This is a genomic window from Mesorhizobium sp. WSM3873 (assembly GCF_001672445.1).
In the GTDB taxonomy this organism is placed as follows: domain Bacteria; phylum Pseudomonadota; class Alphaproteobacteria; order Rhizobiales; family Rhizobiaceae; genus Mesorhizobium.
Map to the genome: position 1 here is coordinate 86,386 of NZ_LYTM01000003.1, position 15,914 is coordinate 102,299.

General features: G+C 65.0%; 17 protein-coding genes. 6 read left to right on the plus strand and 11 right to left on the minus strand.

The window, feature by feature from the left end:
• The first annotated feature begins 68 nt into the window (after positions 1–68).
• The gene (ubiG, locus tag A9K71_RS03030; protein WP_066990476.1) at positions 69–818 is read left to right on the plus strand and encodes a bifunctional 2-polyprenyl-6-hydroxyphenol methylase/3-demethylubiquinol 3-O-methyltransferase UbiG; all 750 of its coding nucleotides are present in this window, start codon (positions 69–71) and stop codon (positions 816–818) included.
• A 16-nt stretch (positions 819–834) separates the two neighbouring features.
• On the opposite strand, the gene A9K71_RS03035 is transcribed toward ubiG, so the two are convergent.
• Positions 835–1,749, minus strand: a complete 915-nt coding sequence (locus tag A9K71_RS03035) for a DMT family transporter (RefSeq protein ID WP_066990100.1) — start codon at positions 1,747–1,749, stop codon at positions 835–837.
• Between the two features lie 102 nt (positions 1,750–1,851).
• Here A9K71_RS03035 and A9K71_RS03040 point away from each other — a divergent pair, with 102 nt between their 5' ends.
• Positions 1,852–2,367: a MarR family transcriptional regulator gene (locus A9K71_RS03040; RefSeq protein ID WP_066990104.1), complete on the plus strand. Its 516-nt coding sequence runs from the start codon at positions 1,852–1,854 to the stop codon at positions 2,365–2,367.
• Here A9K71_RS03040 and A9K71_RS03045 read toward each other — a convergent pair.
• The 4 genes from A9K71_RS03045 to A9K71_RS03060 form a co-directional block, all read right to left on the minus strand.
• Positions 2,330–2,755, minus strand: coding sequence for a DUF1178 family protein (locus tag A9K71_RS03045; protein WP_066990107.1), 426 nt, complete (start codon positions 2,753–2,755; stop codon positions 2,330–2,332). The genes A9K71_RS03040 and A9K71_RS03045 overlap by 38 nt on opposite strands.
• A complete protein-coding gene (locus tag A9K71_RS03050) occupies positions 2,752–3,612 on the minus strand; it encodes a carbon-nitrogen hydrolase family protein (protein ID WP_082980312.1) in 861 nt (286 codons plus the stop codon). The genes A9K71_RS03045 and A9K71_RS03050 overlap by 4 nt, the downstream gene beginning before the upstream one ends.
• A gap of 2 nt (positions 3,613–3,614) precedes the next feature.
• Positions 3,615–3,884 carry a glutaredoxin 3 gene (gene grxC / locus A9K71_RS03055; RefSeq protein ID WP_066990112.1) on the minus strand — a complete coding sequence of 90 codons (270 nt, stop codon included), beginning with the start codon at positions 3,882–3,884 and terminating at the stop codon, positions 3,615–3,617.
• Positions 3,885–3,960: 76 nt separating this feature from the next.
• A complete protein-coding gene (locus A9K71_RS03060) occupies positions 3,961–4,761 on the minus strand; it encodes a ComF family protein (RefSeq protein WP_066990479.1) in 801 nt (266 codons plus the stop codon).
• Between the two features lie 64 nt (positions 4,762–4,825).
• Between A9K71_RS03060 and A9K71_RS03065 the strand changes: the two genes are divergently transcribed.
• Positions 4,826–5,698, plus strand: coding sequence for a methyltransferase domain-containing protein (locus A9K71_RS03065; protein ID WP_066990115.1), 873 nt, complete (start codon positions 4,826–4,828; stop codon positions 5,696–5,698).
• Positions 5,699–5,727: 29 nt separating this feature from the next.
• On the opposite strand, the gene A9K71_RS03070 is transcribed toward A9K71_RS03065, so the two are convergent.
• From A9K71_RS03070 to A9K71_RS03095, 6 genes are all read right to left on the minus strand, one after another.
• Complete coding sequence (locus A9K71_RS03070) at positions 5,728–5,916, minus strand: Flp family type IVb pilin (protein ID WP_082953632.1); 189 nt, start codon at positions 5,914–5,916, stop codon at positions 5,728–5,730.
• Between the two features lie 105 nt (positions 5,917–6,021).
• Complete coding sequence (locus A9K71_RS03075) at positions 6,022–6,339, minus strand: hypothetical protein (RefSeq protein ID WP_066990118.1); 318 nt, start codon at positions 6,337–6,339, stop codon at positions 6,022–6,024.
• A gap of 182 nt (positions 6,340–6,521) precedes the next feature.
• On the minus strand, positions 6,522–6,944 hold the full coding sequence (locus tag A9K71_RS03080; protein WP_066990121.1) for a (deoxy)nucleoside triphosphate pyrophosphohydrolase: 423 nt from the start codon (positions 6,942–6,944) through the stop codon (positions 6,522–6,524).
• Positions 6,941–7,720, minus strand: coding sequence for a GNAT family N-acetyltransferase (locus tag A9K71_RS03085; protein ID WP_176477585.1), 780 nt, complete (start codon positions 7,718–7,720; stop codon positions 6,941–6,943). Before A9K71_RS03085 ends, A9K71_RS03080 begins: the two co-directional genes overlap by 4 nt.
• Complete coding sequence (gene argJ, locus A9K71_RS03090) at positions 7,720–8,961, minus strand: bifunctional glutamate N-acetyltransferase/amino-acid acetyltransferase ArgJ (protein ID WP_066990124.1); 1,242 nt, start codon at positions 8,959–8,961, stop codon at positions 7,720–7,722. The genes A9K71_RS03085 and argJ overlap by 1 nt, the downstream gene beginning before the upstream one ends.
• A 177-nt stretch (positions 8,962–9,138) precedes the next feature.
• Positions 9,139–10,056 (minus strand): peptidylprolyl isomerase, encoded by a 918-nt coding sequence (locus A9K71_RS03095; protein ID WP_066990127.1) that lies wholly within the window; start codon positions 10,054–10,056, stop codon positions 9,139–9,141.
• 263 nt (positions 10,057–10,319) lie between these two features.
• Here A9K71_RS03095 and secA point away from each other — a divergent pair, with 263 nt between their 5' ends.
• The 3 genes from secA (at position 10,320) to A9K71_RS03110 (ending at position 15,861) form a co-directional block, all read left to right on the plus strand.
• The gene (secA, locus tag A9K71_RS03100) at positions 10,320–13,052 is read left to right on the plus strand and encodes a preprotein translocase subunit SecA (RefSeq protein ID WP_066990130.1); all 2,733 of its coding nucleotides are present in this window, start codon (positions 10,320–10,322) and stop codon (positions 13,050–13,052) included.
• Between the two features lie 122 nt (positions 13,053–13,174).
• Complete coding sequence (locus A9K71_RS03105) at positions 13,175–14,578, plus strand: lipopolysaccharide biosynthesis protein (protein ID WP_066990133.1); 1,404 nt, start codon at positions 13,175–13,177, stop codon at positions 14,576–14,578.
• Positions 14,578–15,861, plus strand: a complete 1,284-nt coding sequence (locus A9K71_RS03110) for a GNAT family N-acetyltransferase (RefSeq protein WP_066990136.1) — start codon at positions 14,578–14,580, stop codon at positions 15,859–15,861. Before A9K71_RS03105 ends, A9K71_RS03110 begins: the two co-directional genes overlap by 1 nt.
• Positions 15,862–15,914 lie beyond the last annotated feature (53 nt).

A 15,914-nucleotide genomic window follows, 5' to 3' on the forward strand; every position in this document is an offset into this window, starting at 1 on the left:
ACTTTCGATCTCGGGAACCCGACTTCCTAGCGTTCCCCGACTTGCTGGCGTTCGAGGAGACCCGCCCCATGCCTGAGCCCCGCCGATCGACCATAGATGCCGGAGAAGTCGAACGCTTCTCCGCCCTTGCCGCCGAATGGTGGAACCCGAACGGCAAGTTCCGGCCGCTGCACAAGTTCAACCCTGTGCGGCTTGCCTATATCCGCGACCAGGTGGCGGCGCGCTTCGGCCGCGATCCGCGCGCGGCAAGGCCATTCGAGGGACTGCGCTTCCTCGACATCGGCTGCGGCGGCGGGCTCTTATGCGAACCGATGGCGCGGCTTGGCGCGGAAGTGGTCGGCGCCGACGCCTCGGCCACCAACATCGAGGTCGCTAAGCTGCACGCGGCCGAGGCTGGCGTCACTGTCGACTATCGCGCCACCACGGCCGAGGCGCTGGCCGCCGCCGGCGAGACATTCGACGTTATCCTCAACATGGAGGTGGTCGAGCATGTCGCCGATGTCGATCTCTTCGTCGCCAAATGCAGTGAGATGGTCCGGCCCGGCGGCATCATGTTCGTCGCCACCATCAACCGCACGCTGAAGGCGCTTGGCCTTGCCATCATCGGCGCCGAGTATGTGCTGCGCTGGCTGCCGCGCGGCACGCATCAGTTCGGCAAGCTGGTGCGGCCGGAGGAGTTGGCAAAGGCGCTTGGCGCGGCGGGGCTGACCATCGTCGACCGGACCGGCGTGATCTATCATCCGTTGGCCGACCGCTGGCAGAAATCCAGGGACATGGACGTCAACTACATGGTGCTGGCCGAAAAAGCCTCGGTCTGAGCGGCCAACGAAGCGTTTACGCCGCCTGCCTTTGCAGCTTAGGGCTTGGCTGGCTCTGCGCCTTGGTGGTGATGAGAACGCCGGCGGTGATGATGGCCGCGCCCAGCCAGGTCAGCAACTGATAATGCTCGCCGAGGAAGATCGTGCCGGCAAATAGCCCGACCGACGCCGCCACATAACCGATCTGGCTGAGATAGACCGGCCCGCCGACCGCCTGCAGCCGGAAGAAGAAGGCAAACATCGCCGATGCCGATGCCACCTGTGCGGCGACCACCAGCGGCACGCCGCCGAGCGGAGCAAATGCCTGCCAGCCGAGCAGCGTCAGGATGCCGATGAGAAGCAAGGTTGCCGACGCCAGATGGCTGCCGACGGCGAGCTCGATCGGACCGGTGTCCTCGGGCCAGTCGATGGTGCGGTAGATGTTGCCGGCGGCGAGGCTGACGGGGATGAGAAGGCCGACCGCCACCCAGAAATATTCGGCCGGCTGGCCGGCCTCCCCACGCGTAAGCGCGACCATCACCGCGCCGATAAAACCAACGATAATGCCGATGACGCCGAACAGGTTCGGTCGCCGCACCCCAAGCAGGATCGAGAACACCAGCGTGATGACCGGCGACAGCGTGAACATGATGCCCGTGTAACCCGCGCCGAGATGCGGGATGGCCGAGAACATCAGCAAGTTAGGAAGAGCGTAGGAGATGGCTGCGGTGATGAAGAAATAACGCAGCTTGTGCGCCGTAAGCCGGATGCGCTGACCGAGCAGCAGAAGCGTTGTGAGCAACACGCCGCCGGCGCCGAACGAGATCACGAAAGCCCAGACCATTGCCGGGGCACCGGCCGCCGTTGCCAGCTTGCCGAAGGGGAGCGTCATGCCGAGCAATCCGCCGGTGACGATCAGAAGACCCAGTGCGGAGTCCCAGAGCAATTTCATCTGCGTGATCCTGTGGCTACGCGGCCAAGCTTGGCGGCCGCTCCAACTTGGGATAATATAGCATAAAGATTCTCAATGTCAAGATACTTTACGGTGAGGCACATGGACCGTGCGGGAAGAGCGATGGAGCAATGGCGCAAGGAACGGCCGGACCTCGACGTCTCGCCGATGGGAGTGATCGGGCGGTTGAACGAAGCGTCCGCGCTGATCGCGCGCGACCGGCTCGCGCCGGTCTTTGCCCGTTTCGGCCTGCAGCAGGGCGAATTCGACGTGTTGGCCACGCTTCGCCGCTCCGGCGCGCCTCACGCGCTGACGCCGACCGAACTCTACGAGGCGACGATGGTGACCTCCGGAGCAATGACCGCCCGGCTCGACCGGCTGGAAAAGGCGGGCCTGATCCAGCGCGCGCCGCATCCCAGCGATCGCCGCGGCGTTGTGGTGCAACTCACCTCGAAAGGCCTCGAACTCATCGATGAGGCCCTTACCGCCCACGTCGCGAATGAGCATGAAATCCTCGCCGGTTTGGCGCCAGAGGACCGGAAAATGCTCGCGACACTGCTGAAAAAGCTGATCGGAACTCTTAGTTCCGGTCCTCCGGAAAGCTCGGGATCGGCATGAATTCGACGCCGTCCTCGGCGAGGCTTTTCGCCTCGTCCGGCGTGGCCTCGCCATAGATGCCGCGCGGATCGGTCTCGCCGAAATGGATCTTGCGCGCTTCCTCGGCGAACTTGTCGCCGACATAGTCGGCATTCTCGCGCACCTTGTCGGCGAGCGCCTTGAGCTGTGCCAGCGCCTGTTTCTGCGCGTCGCCCATGGCCAGCGCCATCTTCTCCTGCTTGCGTGAGGTGGAGACGGCCGGCGCCATCAGCGCCTTCTCGACCTTGTGCGAGCCGCAGATCGGGCAATCGACGAAACCGCGTTTCTTCTGCGTGCCAAAGTCGTCATTGCTGCGGAACCAGGCTTCGAATTCGTGCTCGTGTTCACAGATGAGCGAAAAGCGGATCAAGAGGCTGCGCCCCTGAGACGCGGCGCCTCGCCGGCATTGACGGTGAAATCCCGCGCGTTCTTGAGATTGGGAATCTTGCGACGCGCCGCAGCCGACTGCGCCGGGTCGATCTCGGCGACGATCACTGCGGGCTCATCATGCGCGGCCTCGGCGATGATGCGTCCCCACGGATCGACGATCAGCGAATGGCCGTAAGTCTCGCGGCCGTCCTCGTGCAGGCCGCCCTGCGCGGCCGCGATGAGATAGGCGCCGTTCTCGATCGCGCGTGCCCTGAGCAGCACGTGCCAGTGCGCCTCGCCGGTCTGGCGGGTGAAGGCCGCAGGCACCGAAAGCACCTGAGCCCCCGCCAGCGCTTCGGCACGGAATAGCTGCGGGAAGCGCAGGTCGTAGCAGACGGCGAAGCCCAGCTTCACGCCGTTGATCTCGGTGACGACGCCCTCTGTTCCCGGCTCGTAAGAGGCGGATTCGCGCCAGCTCTCGCCGTTGTCGAGGTCGACATCGAACATGTGGATCTTGTCGTAGTTGGTGATCATGGCGCCGTCGGGCGCGAACAGGAACGCCCGGTTGGCGAGCTTGCCGTCGGCGCGCAGGATGGCCGTCGAGCCGACATGCAGGAAAATGCTGAGTTCCTGCGCAAGTTTGCGCGCCGTCGAAACGACGACGTCCTTGTCTTGGCTGGTGAAAGCGGCGGCACCCGCCTGCTTGTCGCGGATGAGCGCGCCGGTCATTTCCGGCGTCTGCACGTAGGTGGCGCCCTGCTGTGCGGCCTCGCGGACCAGCCTTTCCATGTCGGCCGCGTTGCGCTCCGGGCTGGTGCCCGAACGCATCTGCACCGCCGCCGCCTTGAAAACACCCATGATCAAACCCTCGCCCCGTTGGCAAGCAACACGTCCAGCCGGCCCTCGGACTCCAATTCATGGAGGTCGTCGCAGCCGCCGACATGCGTGTCGCCGATGAAAATCTGCGGAAAAGTGGTGCGCCCATGCGCCCGCGAAATCATTTCCTGGCGCAATTCCGGCGAGAACGACGCGTCATGCTCGGTATAGGCTACACCCTTGCGCTCGAGCAACCGCTTGGCAGCGGTGCAATAGCCGCACATCATCCGGGTATAGATCGTCACATCAACCATCGATCACCAATCCTGCCTGCGCACATCGCCCAGCGGTTATGCGAAAGCGACATGCACCAAAACAACAACTTAAGCCCTATATAGTTGCAGACTCATCGGCCCGGAAGTCCCCCGGCAGGACGCGGGCAAAGGTCAGCACGTCGACCGCTCCGGCGCCGCCTTTCTTCAGCGCCTTGGCCACCGACCGCACCGTGGCGCCGGTGGTGAAGACGTCGTCGATGACGAGCACCCTTCGGCCGGCGATCTCGATTTCCGCCTCGGGCGGGACGCGGAAGGCGGCGCGCACATTCTCCTCGCGTTGGTGCCGCTCCAGCCCGACCTGCTGGCGGGTGAGTTTTACGCGCCTCACCGCAGCCGGCGCGAAAGGCAGGCCGCTCAGCTTCGAAACCGCCCGTGCCAGCTCCGCCGACTGGTTGAACTGCCGCCGGAAGAAGCGTCGCCAATGCAGCGGCACCGGGACCACGACATCGGCTTCAGCGATCAGTTCGGCGCCGGCGCGCATCATCCAGCGCGCCATCCAGGGCGCGAGATCGGTGCGATCCTGGTATTTCAGCCCTTGCACCATCTGGCGCGCGACCCCTGAATAGACGACCGCCGCCCGCGCCCGCTCGAAAGGCGGCGGATCGGCGATCGCTTCGGCGGAAAGAAAACCGTCGCCCATGTCATGCGTAAACGGCGTGCCCATCACTGGACACCAAGGCTTCTCCAGCAGTCGAAGCTTCGGCCAGCAGGCGCCGCACAGCACGCCAGGCTGCGAGACGTGGCGGCGGCAGCCGGCACAGACCGGCGGAAACAGCAGGCGCGCCGGCCAGCCCAGAGCCTGCCGCGCCATGTCCTTCATCGCAATGGTCTTGATCTTGCGCACCGGATCGGCCACGTGAAGCGAAACCCCGCGCCACCATAGCATCGGTCCGGCATGCGCCGACAACAGGAATAACCCATTGCAGTCTTTGATCGACACGGAGCTCTGGCTTGCGCACAAGCGCCGGGCGCTGATGCACCCCGTCGACGGAGCCGATTTCCTGATACGGCGGGCAGCGGAGGACCTTGCCGACCGGCTGGGCGCCGTCGAGCGCAAATTCGGCAAGGCGGCGGCGCTGTTTTGCCAGACATCGGCCGCGACCAGGGTGCTCGCCGGCAGCGGCAAGGTGGCCGACACAGTACGCGTGGAAACAGACGGTGCCTTCCTTGCCGGAGAAGCCGGCATGGTCGCCCCGGCGGAGACCGTGCCGTTCGAGGCGGAGAGCCTCGATCTTGTCGTCTCGCTGCTGTCGCTGCAGGCGATGAACGACATCCTCGGCGTGCTGGCGCAGATCCGCCGCGCGCTGAGGCCCGATGGGCTGTTCCTCGGCGCTTTAGCCGGTGCCGGCACGCTTTCCGAGTTGCGCGAGAGCCTGCTTGCCGCCGAGACCGAGCTTTACGGTGGCGCGAGCCCTCGCGTCCTGCCGTTCACCGATGTGCGCGACGCCGGCGCGCTGCTGCAGCGGGCCGGCCTGGCGCTGCCGGTCGCCGACGTGGAGACGGTCACGGTGCGCTACGATTCGTTGTTCGGGCTTGCCGCCGACCTGCGCGCCATGGGCGAGACCAGCCCGCTTTTGGACCGCAGCCGGCGTCCGGCCACCCGGCGGCTGTTCGCCCGCGCCGCCGAAATTTATGCCGATCGGTTTTCTGACCCGGACGGCCGCATCCGGGCAAGCTTTTCGATTGTGTGGATGTCCGGCTGGGCGCCCGATGCCTCACAGCAGAAACCGCTGAAGCCTGGCTCGGCCAGGGTCTCGCTGAAGACGATCCTCGAGAAGCCGACGGGGCACTGACCATGCGCGCCGCGGTCTGACCGATGCGGTCAGTGCTGGGCAAAGGCGTTGGCAAGCCTGCTGTTGTTGTCGGAGAACAGCCACTGGATCGCGTCGGCGGCCTTGCCGACGCCGCCGACGATTACAAGCGACAGCACGGCAACGATCAGGCCATATTCGATGGCCGTGGCGCCCGATTCATCTTCTATGAATTGCTGCAGCAGGTTTTTCATGGTCATCGATCCCTCTTGGCGGGAACCATAGCGCCTACCCGTTAAGAAAGGTTAACGGCAAAAGCTTAACGGGCGGTGAAATAGCGGTTTCTTGCTGAATTTATTAACCAATTAGCACTCGCCGTAGCGGCTGCCATCGTTGCGGATTACGCAAACGGAACTTGGCAGCGGCTGCAGCACGCTTCGCCGCAAGGTGTAGGTATCGCGGCGACTGATCGAACCGGTGCTGCTTAGGTCGAGTCCGCCGGTCAAGCTCTCGCGCGCGCCCTGCGGACGCAGCTGACTGTCCAGGAAAGGCGTCGCGATCAGAGCCAGCGCCACCGCGGCCGACCCGAAAAGCAGGGTGATCCGCAAGATACCCATGCCGGCATCGGCGGCGCGGAAAGCGCGGTCGGGCCGGATCGAGTCCCATTCTCTGTCGAGGCTCATGGATTGGCTCCAATCAAAATCGGCATGCCGCCACGCGGACGATTCGCGTCAATTTTCCATGTCGAGATAAATCTTCCATTAACGCTGCCTAAAGCAGACGGAGCAAACGGCAGCTTGGAGCAATTCCGGCCGGAGGTCGCCAAATCAGCATTTTGGTGGAAACGCCGAAGCGGCTGTGACGATCACAAGAGATCGATGAGGAACTGGATCAGCGGCGCGTCCGCCGGCGGCATCGGGTAGTCGCGCATCTGGCGCGGCCTGACCCATTTCAGCCCCTGCCCTTCCCTCGGCTGCGCGATGCCGCGGAAGCGCCGGCAGATGTAGAGCGGCATCAGCAGGTGGAAATGGTCATAGCTGTGGCTGGCGAAGGTGAGCGGCGCCAGGCAGGGGATCTCGGTCTCGATACCGAGCTCCTCATGCAGCTCGCGCACCAGGCATTCCTCGGGCGTCTCGCCTGGCTCGACCTTGCCGCCCGGAAACTCCCAAAGGCCGGCGAGCTGCTTGCCCTCGGGACGCTGCGCCAGAAGCACGCGTCGGTCGGCGTCCACCAGCGCGCAGGCCGCGACAAGAAGCAGGCGCTTTCCAGCTGGCGTGATCTCGCTCATGCGTCCGGCCGCCGGCGATAATGGTAGCGATAGACTTCCTCGAAGCCGAGCGACCGGTAGAGCGACAGCGCCGCAACATTGCCGGCTTCCACCTGCAGCCAGGCTTCGCGCGCGCCGCGCAGCCTGGCCCATTTCAGCGCCGACAGGATGAGGTTGCGGCCATGGCCCTTTTTGCGCGCCGATTTTTCGGTGGCGACCTCGAACAGGCCGGCGAGATCGCCGTCGTGGACGCAGATCAGCGTTGCCAGCGGCTCATTGCCGTCCTCGAGCGCAAACAGCCCCGCCTCAGGCTGGATTGCTCCGATGACTTCCGAGAGGCCGGCTCGCAGCGAGGCGTCCGAGCCGTTCGTCCTGATCGCCGCGCCGATGAAGCGGCTGATGTCTTTCAGCGGAATCTGGTCCATCGCGGCGTCGAGTTGCGCCTCTTTGAGCGGCAGACGCATCACCACCGATTCGTCGAACCGGCTCCAGCCTGCATCGTCGAGATGCGTCGACAGCACCTGCCCCGAAAGCGGCGACATACGAAAGGTCAGCGGCCGGCCGTAAGCCTCGAAGCGACGGCTGGCGCGCACGATGCGTTCGGCAATGGCATGCGTGTCGCCGGGATCGAGCGGATTGACCGAGTTCAGGCGCTTCGCCGGATGGCCCGCCGTCAGCCGCACCAACCATGTCCCGTCATAGTGAACGGCCGCCGCCGGCCAGGCGCGAAAGCCCGCCGCCTCGTAGCGGCGCACGATCGCGAGCACGCTTGCCGGATGCGTCGACACCGGTGCCATCAGCTCCGGTAGTCGCCATTGATGGCGACATATTCCTTGGTGAGGTCGCAGGTCCACACCGTCGCCTTGCCGCGGCCGATGCCGAGGTCGGCGCGGATGCGGATGTCGTCGCGCTTCATATAGGCCGAGGTCGCTTCTTCCGAGTAAGCCGGATCGCGCTCGCCCTCATGCGCCAGCCGGTTGTCGCCGAACCAGATCGACAGCCGGTCGCGGTCGGCCGGCTCGCCGGCCTTGCCGACGGCCATGACGACGCGGCCCCAATTGGCGTCCTCGCCGGCGACCGCCGTCTTGACCAGCGGCGAGTTGGCGATCGAAAGCGCGACGCGCTTGGCCGAGCGCGCGGATTTGGCGCCGGTGACGGTGACCTCGACCTGCTTGCGCGCGCCTTCGCCGTCGCGCACCACCTGCAGCGCCAGCGACTTCAGCACCTTGCCGAGTGCGCGGCGGAAGGCGCCGAGCCGCGCATCTTTCGGGTCGCTGATCTGGGGCGCGCCGCGCGAACCAGCCTTGCCGGTGGCGAAGAAGAGCAGCGTATCGCTGGTCGAGGTATCGCTGTCGACAGTGACCGCGTTGAAGGTCTTTGCCGTGCCGCGCGACAACAGATCCTGCAGCACCGGGGCTGCGATCGGCGCGTCGGTGGCGATGAAGGAGAGCATCGTGGCCATATCGGGCGCGATCATGCCGGCGCCCTTGGCGATGCCGTTGATGGTGACGTCGGCGTCGCCGAGCTTCACCATCTGGGTCGCCACCTTCGGATAGGTGTCGGTGGTCATGATGGCCTTCGCCGCCTCGGTCCACAGGTCCGGCTTGCCGTCCTTCACCAGGCCGGCGAGCAGATGGCTGAATTTGTTGGTGTCGAGCGGCTCGCCGATGACGCCGGTCGAGGCCAGGAACACTTCGCTCTCGGAGCATCCGGCGGCCTTCGCCGCCGCCTCGCCGGTCAACGCCGTCGAGGCGCGGCCTTTCTTGCCGGTGAAGGCGTTGGCATTGCCGGAATTCACCACCAGCACGCGCGCCTTGCCGGCGGACAGGTTCTGGCGGCAGTAGTCGACCGGCGCCGAGGGGCATTTCGACTTGGTGAAGACACCGGCGACGGCCGTGCCGGGATCGAAGATCATGGCAAGCAGATCGGTGCGATTGCGATATTTGATCCCGGCCTCGGCGGTAGCGATGCGCACGCCCTCGATGACCGGCATCTTGGGATATTTCTTCGGTGCGAGCGGCGAAATCGTTGCGGACATGGGACCCCGGAGCGGCAGAACGCAAATAGGAGGCCGGTTTGCCCGATAGCGCGCGCTGGCGCAAGAGCGTTCTGGCCGCGCTTCATGGGCTCTCTCGGGGTGCGCGGCATAGCGCGCGCCTGAAATGCGAAAGGGCGCCCGAAGGCGCCCTGAGCAGCATCTTTCAGGCTGGCCGGCTTACTTGCCGCTCTCCAGCGTGTCGACCGCCGACTTCAGCTTCGCGTCCGGGATCTCGATCTTGGCGGCGCCGCGCAATTCCTTGACCATGGCGAAATACTTGTCGCGGATGACGGCCTGCTTGGCCTGGTCCTTGACGTCGTCGAAGGCCGGCGGCTGCTTGGCGCGCTTGTCCTCGACCTTGATGACATGCCAGCCGAACTGCGACTGCACCGGCTCCTTGCTGTACTTGCCGACATCAAGCGCAAACGCGGCCTTGTCGAACTCCGGCACCATCTGTCCGGGACCGAACCAGCCGAGGTCGCCGCCATTCGACTTGCCGCTCGGGTCGCTGGTGTGCTCGTTGGCGAGCTTCTGGAAATCGGCGCCGCCGTCGAGCTGCTTGATGATCGCCTCGGCTTCTTCCTTCGTCTTCACGAGGATGTGACGGGCGTGGATCTCATTGACCGGCGGCGTGTTGGCGATTTCCTGGTCGTAGCGGGCGCGGACATCTGCATCCGTCACCTTGTCGACGACTTCCTTCTCGACGACCTCGCCGTGCAGGGCGCGCTGCTGCAGGAAGGCCATCCGACGCAGGAAATCGGCATCCTTGTCGAGGCCGCTGTCGACCGCTTTCTTGGCCATGACGCGGATTTCAATGGCCGCCGAAAGAGCAGCGGCGCGGCGCTGTTCCGGCGGCAGCTGCGCGAACTGCTGCGACAGCTCGCCTTCGGCCAGCGCGAGGTCGGCCTCGGTCAGCTTCTCGCCGTTAATGGTGGCGACCACGGCGTTGGGATCCACGGGAGCGGCTGCGGGAGCCGCCGCGCCCGGCTGGGCGGGCTTGGTTTCCTGCGCCATCAGCGGCGACAGCGAAAGAGCCGAGAGCCCGAAGGCCAAGCCAAGGCTGGCGAGCGACGCGCGGCGGAACGACAGGGACATCAAGATAACTCCAATGGGGATTGCCGATAAGGATCGCTTGAACGGGAAGGTTCCAGATCAGTCCGATTGTGGCGGAATTTGGCGCTGCCCATAGGGCTAACGCGGCGTTGACATCAGTTGAGCCCCCTCTTATCTGTCCAACGACTTGGCGTCCAGAACCGTTTTCCGGGCGCTTTTTGCGTTTGTCCGCATTCACGCGGATTTGATGGGCCCGCCAGGCGCCTGTCGCAAACGGCTAAAATTGCTATCGAAAGGACCATTGGATGGTCAGTCTCGGCGCTCTCGCGCGTAAGGTTTTCGGCTCTTCCAACGACCGCCGAGTCAAGGCGACCAGGCCCCGGGTCGAGGCCATCAATGGGTTGGAAAACGAGATGCGGGCGCTCTCCGATGCCGAGCTTGCCGGCCGCACCGAGAAATTCCGCCAGGACTTCGCCAATGGCGCCTCGCTCGACGACCTGCTGATCCCGGCCTTTGCCACGGTGCGAGAGGCGGCCCGCCGCGTTCTCGGCATGCGTCCCTTCGATGTCCAATTGATCGGCGGCATGGTGCTGCACAATGGCGGCATCGCCGAGATGCGCACCGGTGAGGGCAAGACGCTGGTCGCCACCTTGCCGGTCTATCTCAACGCGCTCGCCGGCAAGGGCGTGCATGTCGTCACGGTCAACGACTATCTTGCCAAGCGCGACGCCGAATGGATGGGCCGCGTCTACAAGTTCCTCGGCCTCACCGTCGGCATCATCGTACACGGCCTCTCCGACGACGAGCGCCGCGAGGCCTACGCCGCCGACGTCACCTACGCCACCAACAACGAGCTCGGCTTCGACTATCTGCGCGACAACATGAAGTATGAGCGCTCGCAGATGGTCCAGCGCGGCCATGCCTACGCCATCGTCGACGAGGTCGACTCGATCCTGGTCGACGAGGCGCGCACGCCGCTGATCATTTCCGGTCCGCTCGAGGACCGCTCGGAAATGTACAACACCATCGACGCCTTCATGCTGAAGCTCGGCCCGGCCGACTACGAGGTCGATGAAAAGCAGAAAACCACGATCTTCACCGAGGACGGCACCGAGAAGCTGGAAAACATGCTGCGCGATGCCGGCCTGTTGAAGGGCGAGTCGCTCTACGACGTCGAGAACGTCGCCATCGTCCACCACGTCAACAATGCGCTGAAGGCGCACCTGCTGTTCCAGAAGGACAGGGACTACATCGTGCGCAACGGCGAGATCGTCATCATCGACGAGTTCACCGGCCGCATGATGCCGGGCCGCCGCTATTCGGAAGGCCTGCACCAGGCCCTCGAGGCCAAGGAGCATGTGCAGATCCAGCCGGAGAACCAGACGCTGGCCTCTGTCACCTTCCAGAACTATTTCCGCCTTTACAAGAAGCTCGCCGGCATGACCGGCACGGCGCTGACCGAGGCGGAGGAATTCGCCAACATCTACAATCTCGAAGTCACCGAGATCCCGACCAACCTGCCGGTCGCCCGCAGGGACGAGGACGACGAGGTCTACCGGACGGTGGAAGAGAAGTACAAGGCCATCGTCAAGGAGATCCGCGACGCCCGAGAGCGCGGCCAGCCGATCCTGGTCGGCACCACCTCGATCGAGAAATCCGAGCAGCTGGCCGAGCGCCTGCGCAAGGAAGGCGTCAAGAATTTCGAGGTGCTCAACGCCCGCCACCACGAGCGCGAGGCGGCTATCGTCGCCCAGGCCGGCAAGCCCGGCGCCATCACCATCGCCACGAACATGGCTGGACGCGGTACCGACATCCAGCTCGGCGGCAATGCCGACATGCGCATCGCGGAAGAACTGGCGGATATGCCCGCCGGCCCGGAGCGCGAGGCGCGCGAACAGCAGATCCGCGATGACGTCGCGCAGCTGAAGGAAAAGGCGCTGGCCGCCGGCGGACTCTACGTCTTGGCGACCGAGCGCCATGAATCGCGCCGCATCGACAACCAGCTGCGCGGACGTTCCGGCCGCCAGGGCGATCCTGGCCGTTCGAAATTCTTCCTGTCGCTGCAGGACGATCTGATGCGCATCTTCGGCTCCGAGCGCATGGACGGCATGCTGCAGAAGCTCGGCCTCAAGGAAGACGAGGCCATCATCCACCCGTGGATCAACAAGGCGCTGGAGAAGGCGCAGAAGAAGGTCGAGGCGCGCAACTTCGACATCCGCAAGAACCTGCTGAAATACGATGACGTCTCCAACGACCAGCGCAAGGTGGTTTTCGAGCAGCGCATCGAGCTGATGGATGGCGAAGGCCTGTCGGAGACGGTGGCCGAAATGCGCGAGGGCGTCATCGAGGAAATCGTCGCCAAGAACATCCCGGAAAACGCCTATGCCGAGCAGTGGAATGTCGCCGGCCTGAAGGAGGAAGTGGCGCAGTACCTCAATCTCGACCTGCCGATTGACGACTGGGTCAAGGAGGAGGGCATCGCCGAGGACGACATCCGCGAGCGCATCTCCGCCGCCGCCGAGGCAGCCGCCAAGGAACGCGCCGAGCGCTTCGGCCCCGACGTCATGAGCTATGTCGAGCGTTCGGTCGTGCTGCAGACGCTCGACCATCTGTGGCGCGAGCACATCGTCAACCTCGACCATCTGCGTTCGGTCGTGGGCTTCCGCGGCTATGCCCAGCGCGATCCGCTGCAGGAATACAAGGGCGAGGCCTTCGAGCTGTTCCAGGGCATGCTCGGCAATCTGCGCCAGGCCGTGACCGCGCAGCTGATGCGCGTCGAGCTGGTCCGCCAGGCGGCTGAAGCGCCGCCGCCGTCGGCGCCGGATATGTTCGGCAGCCATATCGACGGCACCACCGGCGAGGACGACTTCCAGGGCGGCGAGACGGCGTTGTTGGTCCGCCAGGAATCCCATGCCATGGTGGCACCGGAAAATCGCGATCCGAAGAATCCCGCGACTTGGGGCAAGGTCGGCCGCAACGAGGCCTGCCCCTGCGGCTCCGGCAAGAAATACAAGCACTGCCACGGCGCCTTCGCTTGATCCCCTTCCCTTCTTCTCCCCGGATATGACCGGGAGAAGGAAGCCCTCCACCCAACCGTTTCTTAATGTGTTTCGCATACACCGAAACCTTGGAAACAGGCGGAAAACGGAGAGTATTCGGGGTGCGCTTTTCCGCGGCGACGACTGCCGGGCGGTTCTTGCCGCAGCGCTGGGCGCTGCGCATGCGGCCGCTGCTTGGCCGCATCGACGCCGTGCTGTTCAGCGCCGACGAACGCGGCGAAGCCGGCCGCATGTCGCTGATCGCCTTTTCCATCCGCATCGTCAGCGCGGTCATCGCCTTCGTCAGCCAGGTGCTGATGGCACGCTGGATGGGCTCGTTCGAATACGGCATCTTCGTGCTGGTCTGGGTGACGATGGTCATCGTCGGCAATCTCGCCTGCCTCGGCTTCCACACCTCGGTCATCCGTTTCATTCCCGAGTATCGCGAGCGCGGCATGCTCGCCGAGCTGCGCGGCATCGTGCTGGCGAGCCGGCTGTTCGTGCTGGTCGCTTCGACGGTGATCGCGGGGCTGGGCGCGCTCGGCGTCTGGCTCGCCTCGCCCTGGATCGAGAACTACTACGTCATTCCCTTCATCCTCGGTGTCATCTGCCTGCCGATGATCGCGATGGGCGACCTCCTGCAGGGACTGGCGCGGGCGAACTCATGGGCGCTGTTCGCGCTGTCGCCGACCTATCTGGTGCGGCCGGTGCTGATCCTGGTGTTCATGGCGCTTATGCTCGCCATGCACTACGTGCCGGATGCCAAGACCGCGATCTTCGCCTCGATCGCCGCCACCTATGCCACGACGCTCGGCCAGCTGATGGGCGTCACCTCGCGCATGGACAAGCAGATCCCGGCCGGGCCGATGACCGTGCATTTCGGCCAGTGGTTCCTGGTCTCGCTGCCGATCTTCCTGGTCGAGAGTTTTTTCTTCCTGCTCACCAATGCCGACGTGCTGATGGTCGGCGCCTATCTCGAGCCCAATGACGTCGCCGTCTATTTCGCCACCGTGAAAACGCTGGCTCTGGTGCATTTCGTCTATTTCGCCGTCAAGGCGGGCGTCGCCCAGCGCTATGCGCAATTCACCCATGGCGAGCCGGAAAGGCTCGCCGCCTTCGCCCGCGAGACCGTCTCCTGGACCTTCTGGCCCTCGCTCGCGATGGCGCTGCTGGTGCTGGCGCTCGGCGAGCCGATGCTGGTGCTGTTCGGCCCTGAATTCACCGCCGGCTATCCGCTGCTTTTCCTGCTGGTCTTCGGCGTCGTCGCGCGCGGCGCCGTCGGCCCCTGCGAAAGCCTGCTCACCATGAGCGGCAACCAGAACATCTGCGCCGCCGTCTATGCCATGACGCTCGCGCTGAATATCGCTCTCAATGTGGTTCTGATCCCGCTCTTCGGCCTCTGGGGCGCGGCGATCGCCACCAGCCTCGCCATGGTCTTCGAGGCCGGCGCGCTGTCCTTCACCGTCTGGCGCAAGCTCGGCATCGTCATGGCGATTTTCGTGCCCGCAAACAAGGAAGTCGCCTGATGGCCGCCATTCCGCTGCTTGAAGAGACCAGCGGCGGGCCCGCCGGCGCCATGGTGTCGGGCCTTGCCGGCCTCGTCAGGGAGGCCGATCCCGCCCATATCGAGCTGTTCGCCAACAACCGGCCGGAGCGCAAGCTCGCGATCTATCCCGCCTCGGCCGGCTTCGACCTGGTCGAGGAGCTCGACTATCTTAGCGCCCGCACGATCGAGCCCAACGTCTTCTTCAACCCGCGCTTCCTGGCGCCGGCCATGCCGAGGCTCGAGGACCGCGAAGTGCGGCTGGCCGTGATCCGCGACGGCGACGAGTTCCGCAACCGGCTGCGGCTCCTTGTGCCGTTCTCGGTCGAGCGCCCCGCAATTCCGCTCGGCGTCCCGGTCATGCGCACATGGTCGAGCCCGTTCGGCCCGCTCGGCACGCCGCTGGTCGATCGTGACGATCCGGTCGGCGTCATCGAGGATTTCTTCTCGATGCTGTCCAGGCCGCATCTCAAATTGCCGAAGGTCTTCGTGCTGCCCGACATCAAGCTGGACGGCCCGGTGGCGAGCCTCCTCACCTCCTTTGCCGACAGCCGCGGCCTGACCCTGGTCGTCACCGGCAAGGCCGAGCGCCCGGTGCTGGAAAGCGATGCCGACGGCGACGACTACCTCAAGGCCTCGCTGCGCGCGCATCACTATCGCGAATTCCGCCGGCTCAAGCGGCGCCTCGCCGGCCTTGGCAAGCTGGACCATGTGGTGGCGCGCGGACCGGACGAGATCCGCCACGCCATTGAAAGCTTCCTGACACTGGAGGCGGCCGGCTGGAAGGGCCGCGAGCGCACCGCCATGGCGATCGACCGCTACCGCGCCGCCTTCGCCCGCGAGGCGGTGCACAGGCTCGCCGAGCACGACATGTGCCGCATCCACACACTGACGCTCGACGGCCGCACGATCGCTTCTCTCGTCGTCTTCGTCGAAGCGGGCGTCGCCTACACCTGGAAGACGGCCTATGACGAGACGCTCTCGGCCTATTCGCCGGGCACGCTGCTGATGATCGAGGTGACCAAGCAGCATCTCGATGATCCCAATGTCGCCATGACCGATTCCTGCGCGGTGCCCGACCATCCGGTGATGAGTCGCCTTTGGACGGAGCGCAAGCCGATGGGCACGCTGGTGGTCGGCCTGACGCCCGACGCCGACCGGCCGGCCCGCCAGGCGGCCTCGCAGCTCCATCTCTACCGCGAGACCCGCAACATGGCGCGGCTCCTGCGCAATCGCATGCGGAGCCTCTTGAAAGGCGCTAGATGAAAGGCCGCATACCGGCTATGGCATCCGGCGGCCGAGCCGCCATGCCTTCTTCA

Coding starts and splice junctions, on each gene's coding strand:
- A9K71_RS03110 (WP_066990136.1), top strand. CDS start 14,578: ATGGCCGCCATTCCGCTGCTTGAAGAGACCAGCGGCGGGCCCGCCGGC.
- argJ (WP_066990124.1), bottom strand. CDS start 8,961: ATGTCCGCAACGATTTCGCCGCTCGCACCGAAGAAATATCCCAAGATG.
- grxC (WP_066990112.1), bottom strand. CDS start 3,884: ATGGTTGATGTGACGATCTATACCCGGATGATGTGCGGCTATTGCACC.
- A9K71_RS03095 (WP_066990127.1), bottom strand. CDS start 10,056: ATGTCCCTGTCGTTCCGCCGCGCGTCGCTCGCCAGCCTTGGCTTGGCC.
- A9K71_RS03040 (WP_066990104.1), top strand. CDS start 1,852: ATGGACCGTGCGGGAAGAGCGATGGAGCAATGGCGCAAGGAACGGCCG.
- A9K71_RS03070 (WP_082953632.1), bottom strand. CDS start 5,916: ATGACCATGAAAAACCTGCTGCAGCAATTCATAGAAGATGAATCGGGC.
- A9K71_RS03035 (WP_066990100.1), bottom strand. CDS start 1,749: ATGAAATTGCTCTGGGACTCCGCACTGGGTCTTCTGATCGTCACCGGC.
- A9K71_RS03080 (WP_066990121.1), bottom strand. CDS start 6,944: ATGAGCGAGATCACGCCAGCTGGAAAGCGCCTGCTTCTTGTCGCGGCC.
- ubiG (WP_066990476.1), top strand. CDS start 69: ATGCCTGAGCCCCGCCGATCGACCATAGATGCCGGAGAAGTCGAACGC.
- A9K71_RS03050 (WP_082980312.1), bottom strand. CDS start 3,612: ATGGGTGTTTTCAAGGCGGCGGCGGTGCAGATGCGTTCGGGCACCAGC.
- A9K71_RS03085 (WP_176477585.1), bottom strand. CDS start 7,720: ATGGCACCGGTGTCGACGCATCCGGCAAGCGTGCTCGCGATCGTGCGC.
- A9K71_RS03075 (WP_066990118.1), bottom strand. CDS start 6,339: ATGAGCCTCGACAGAGAATGGGACTCGATCCGGCCCGACCGCGCTTTC.
- secA (WP_066990130.1), top strand. CDS start 10,320: ATGGTCAGTCTCGGCGCTCTCGCGCGTAAGGTTTTCGGCTCTTCCAAC.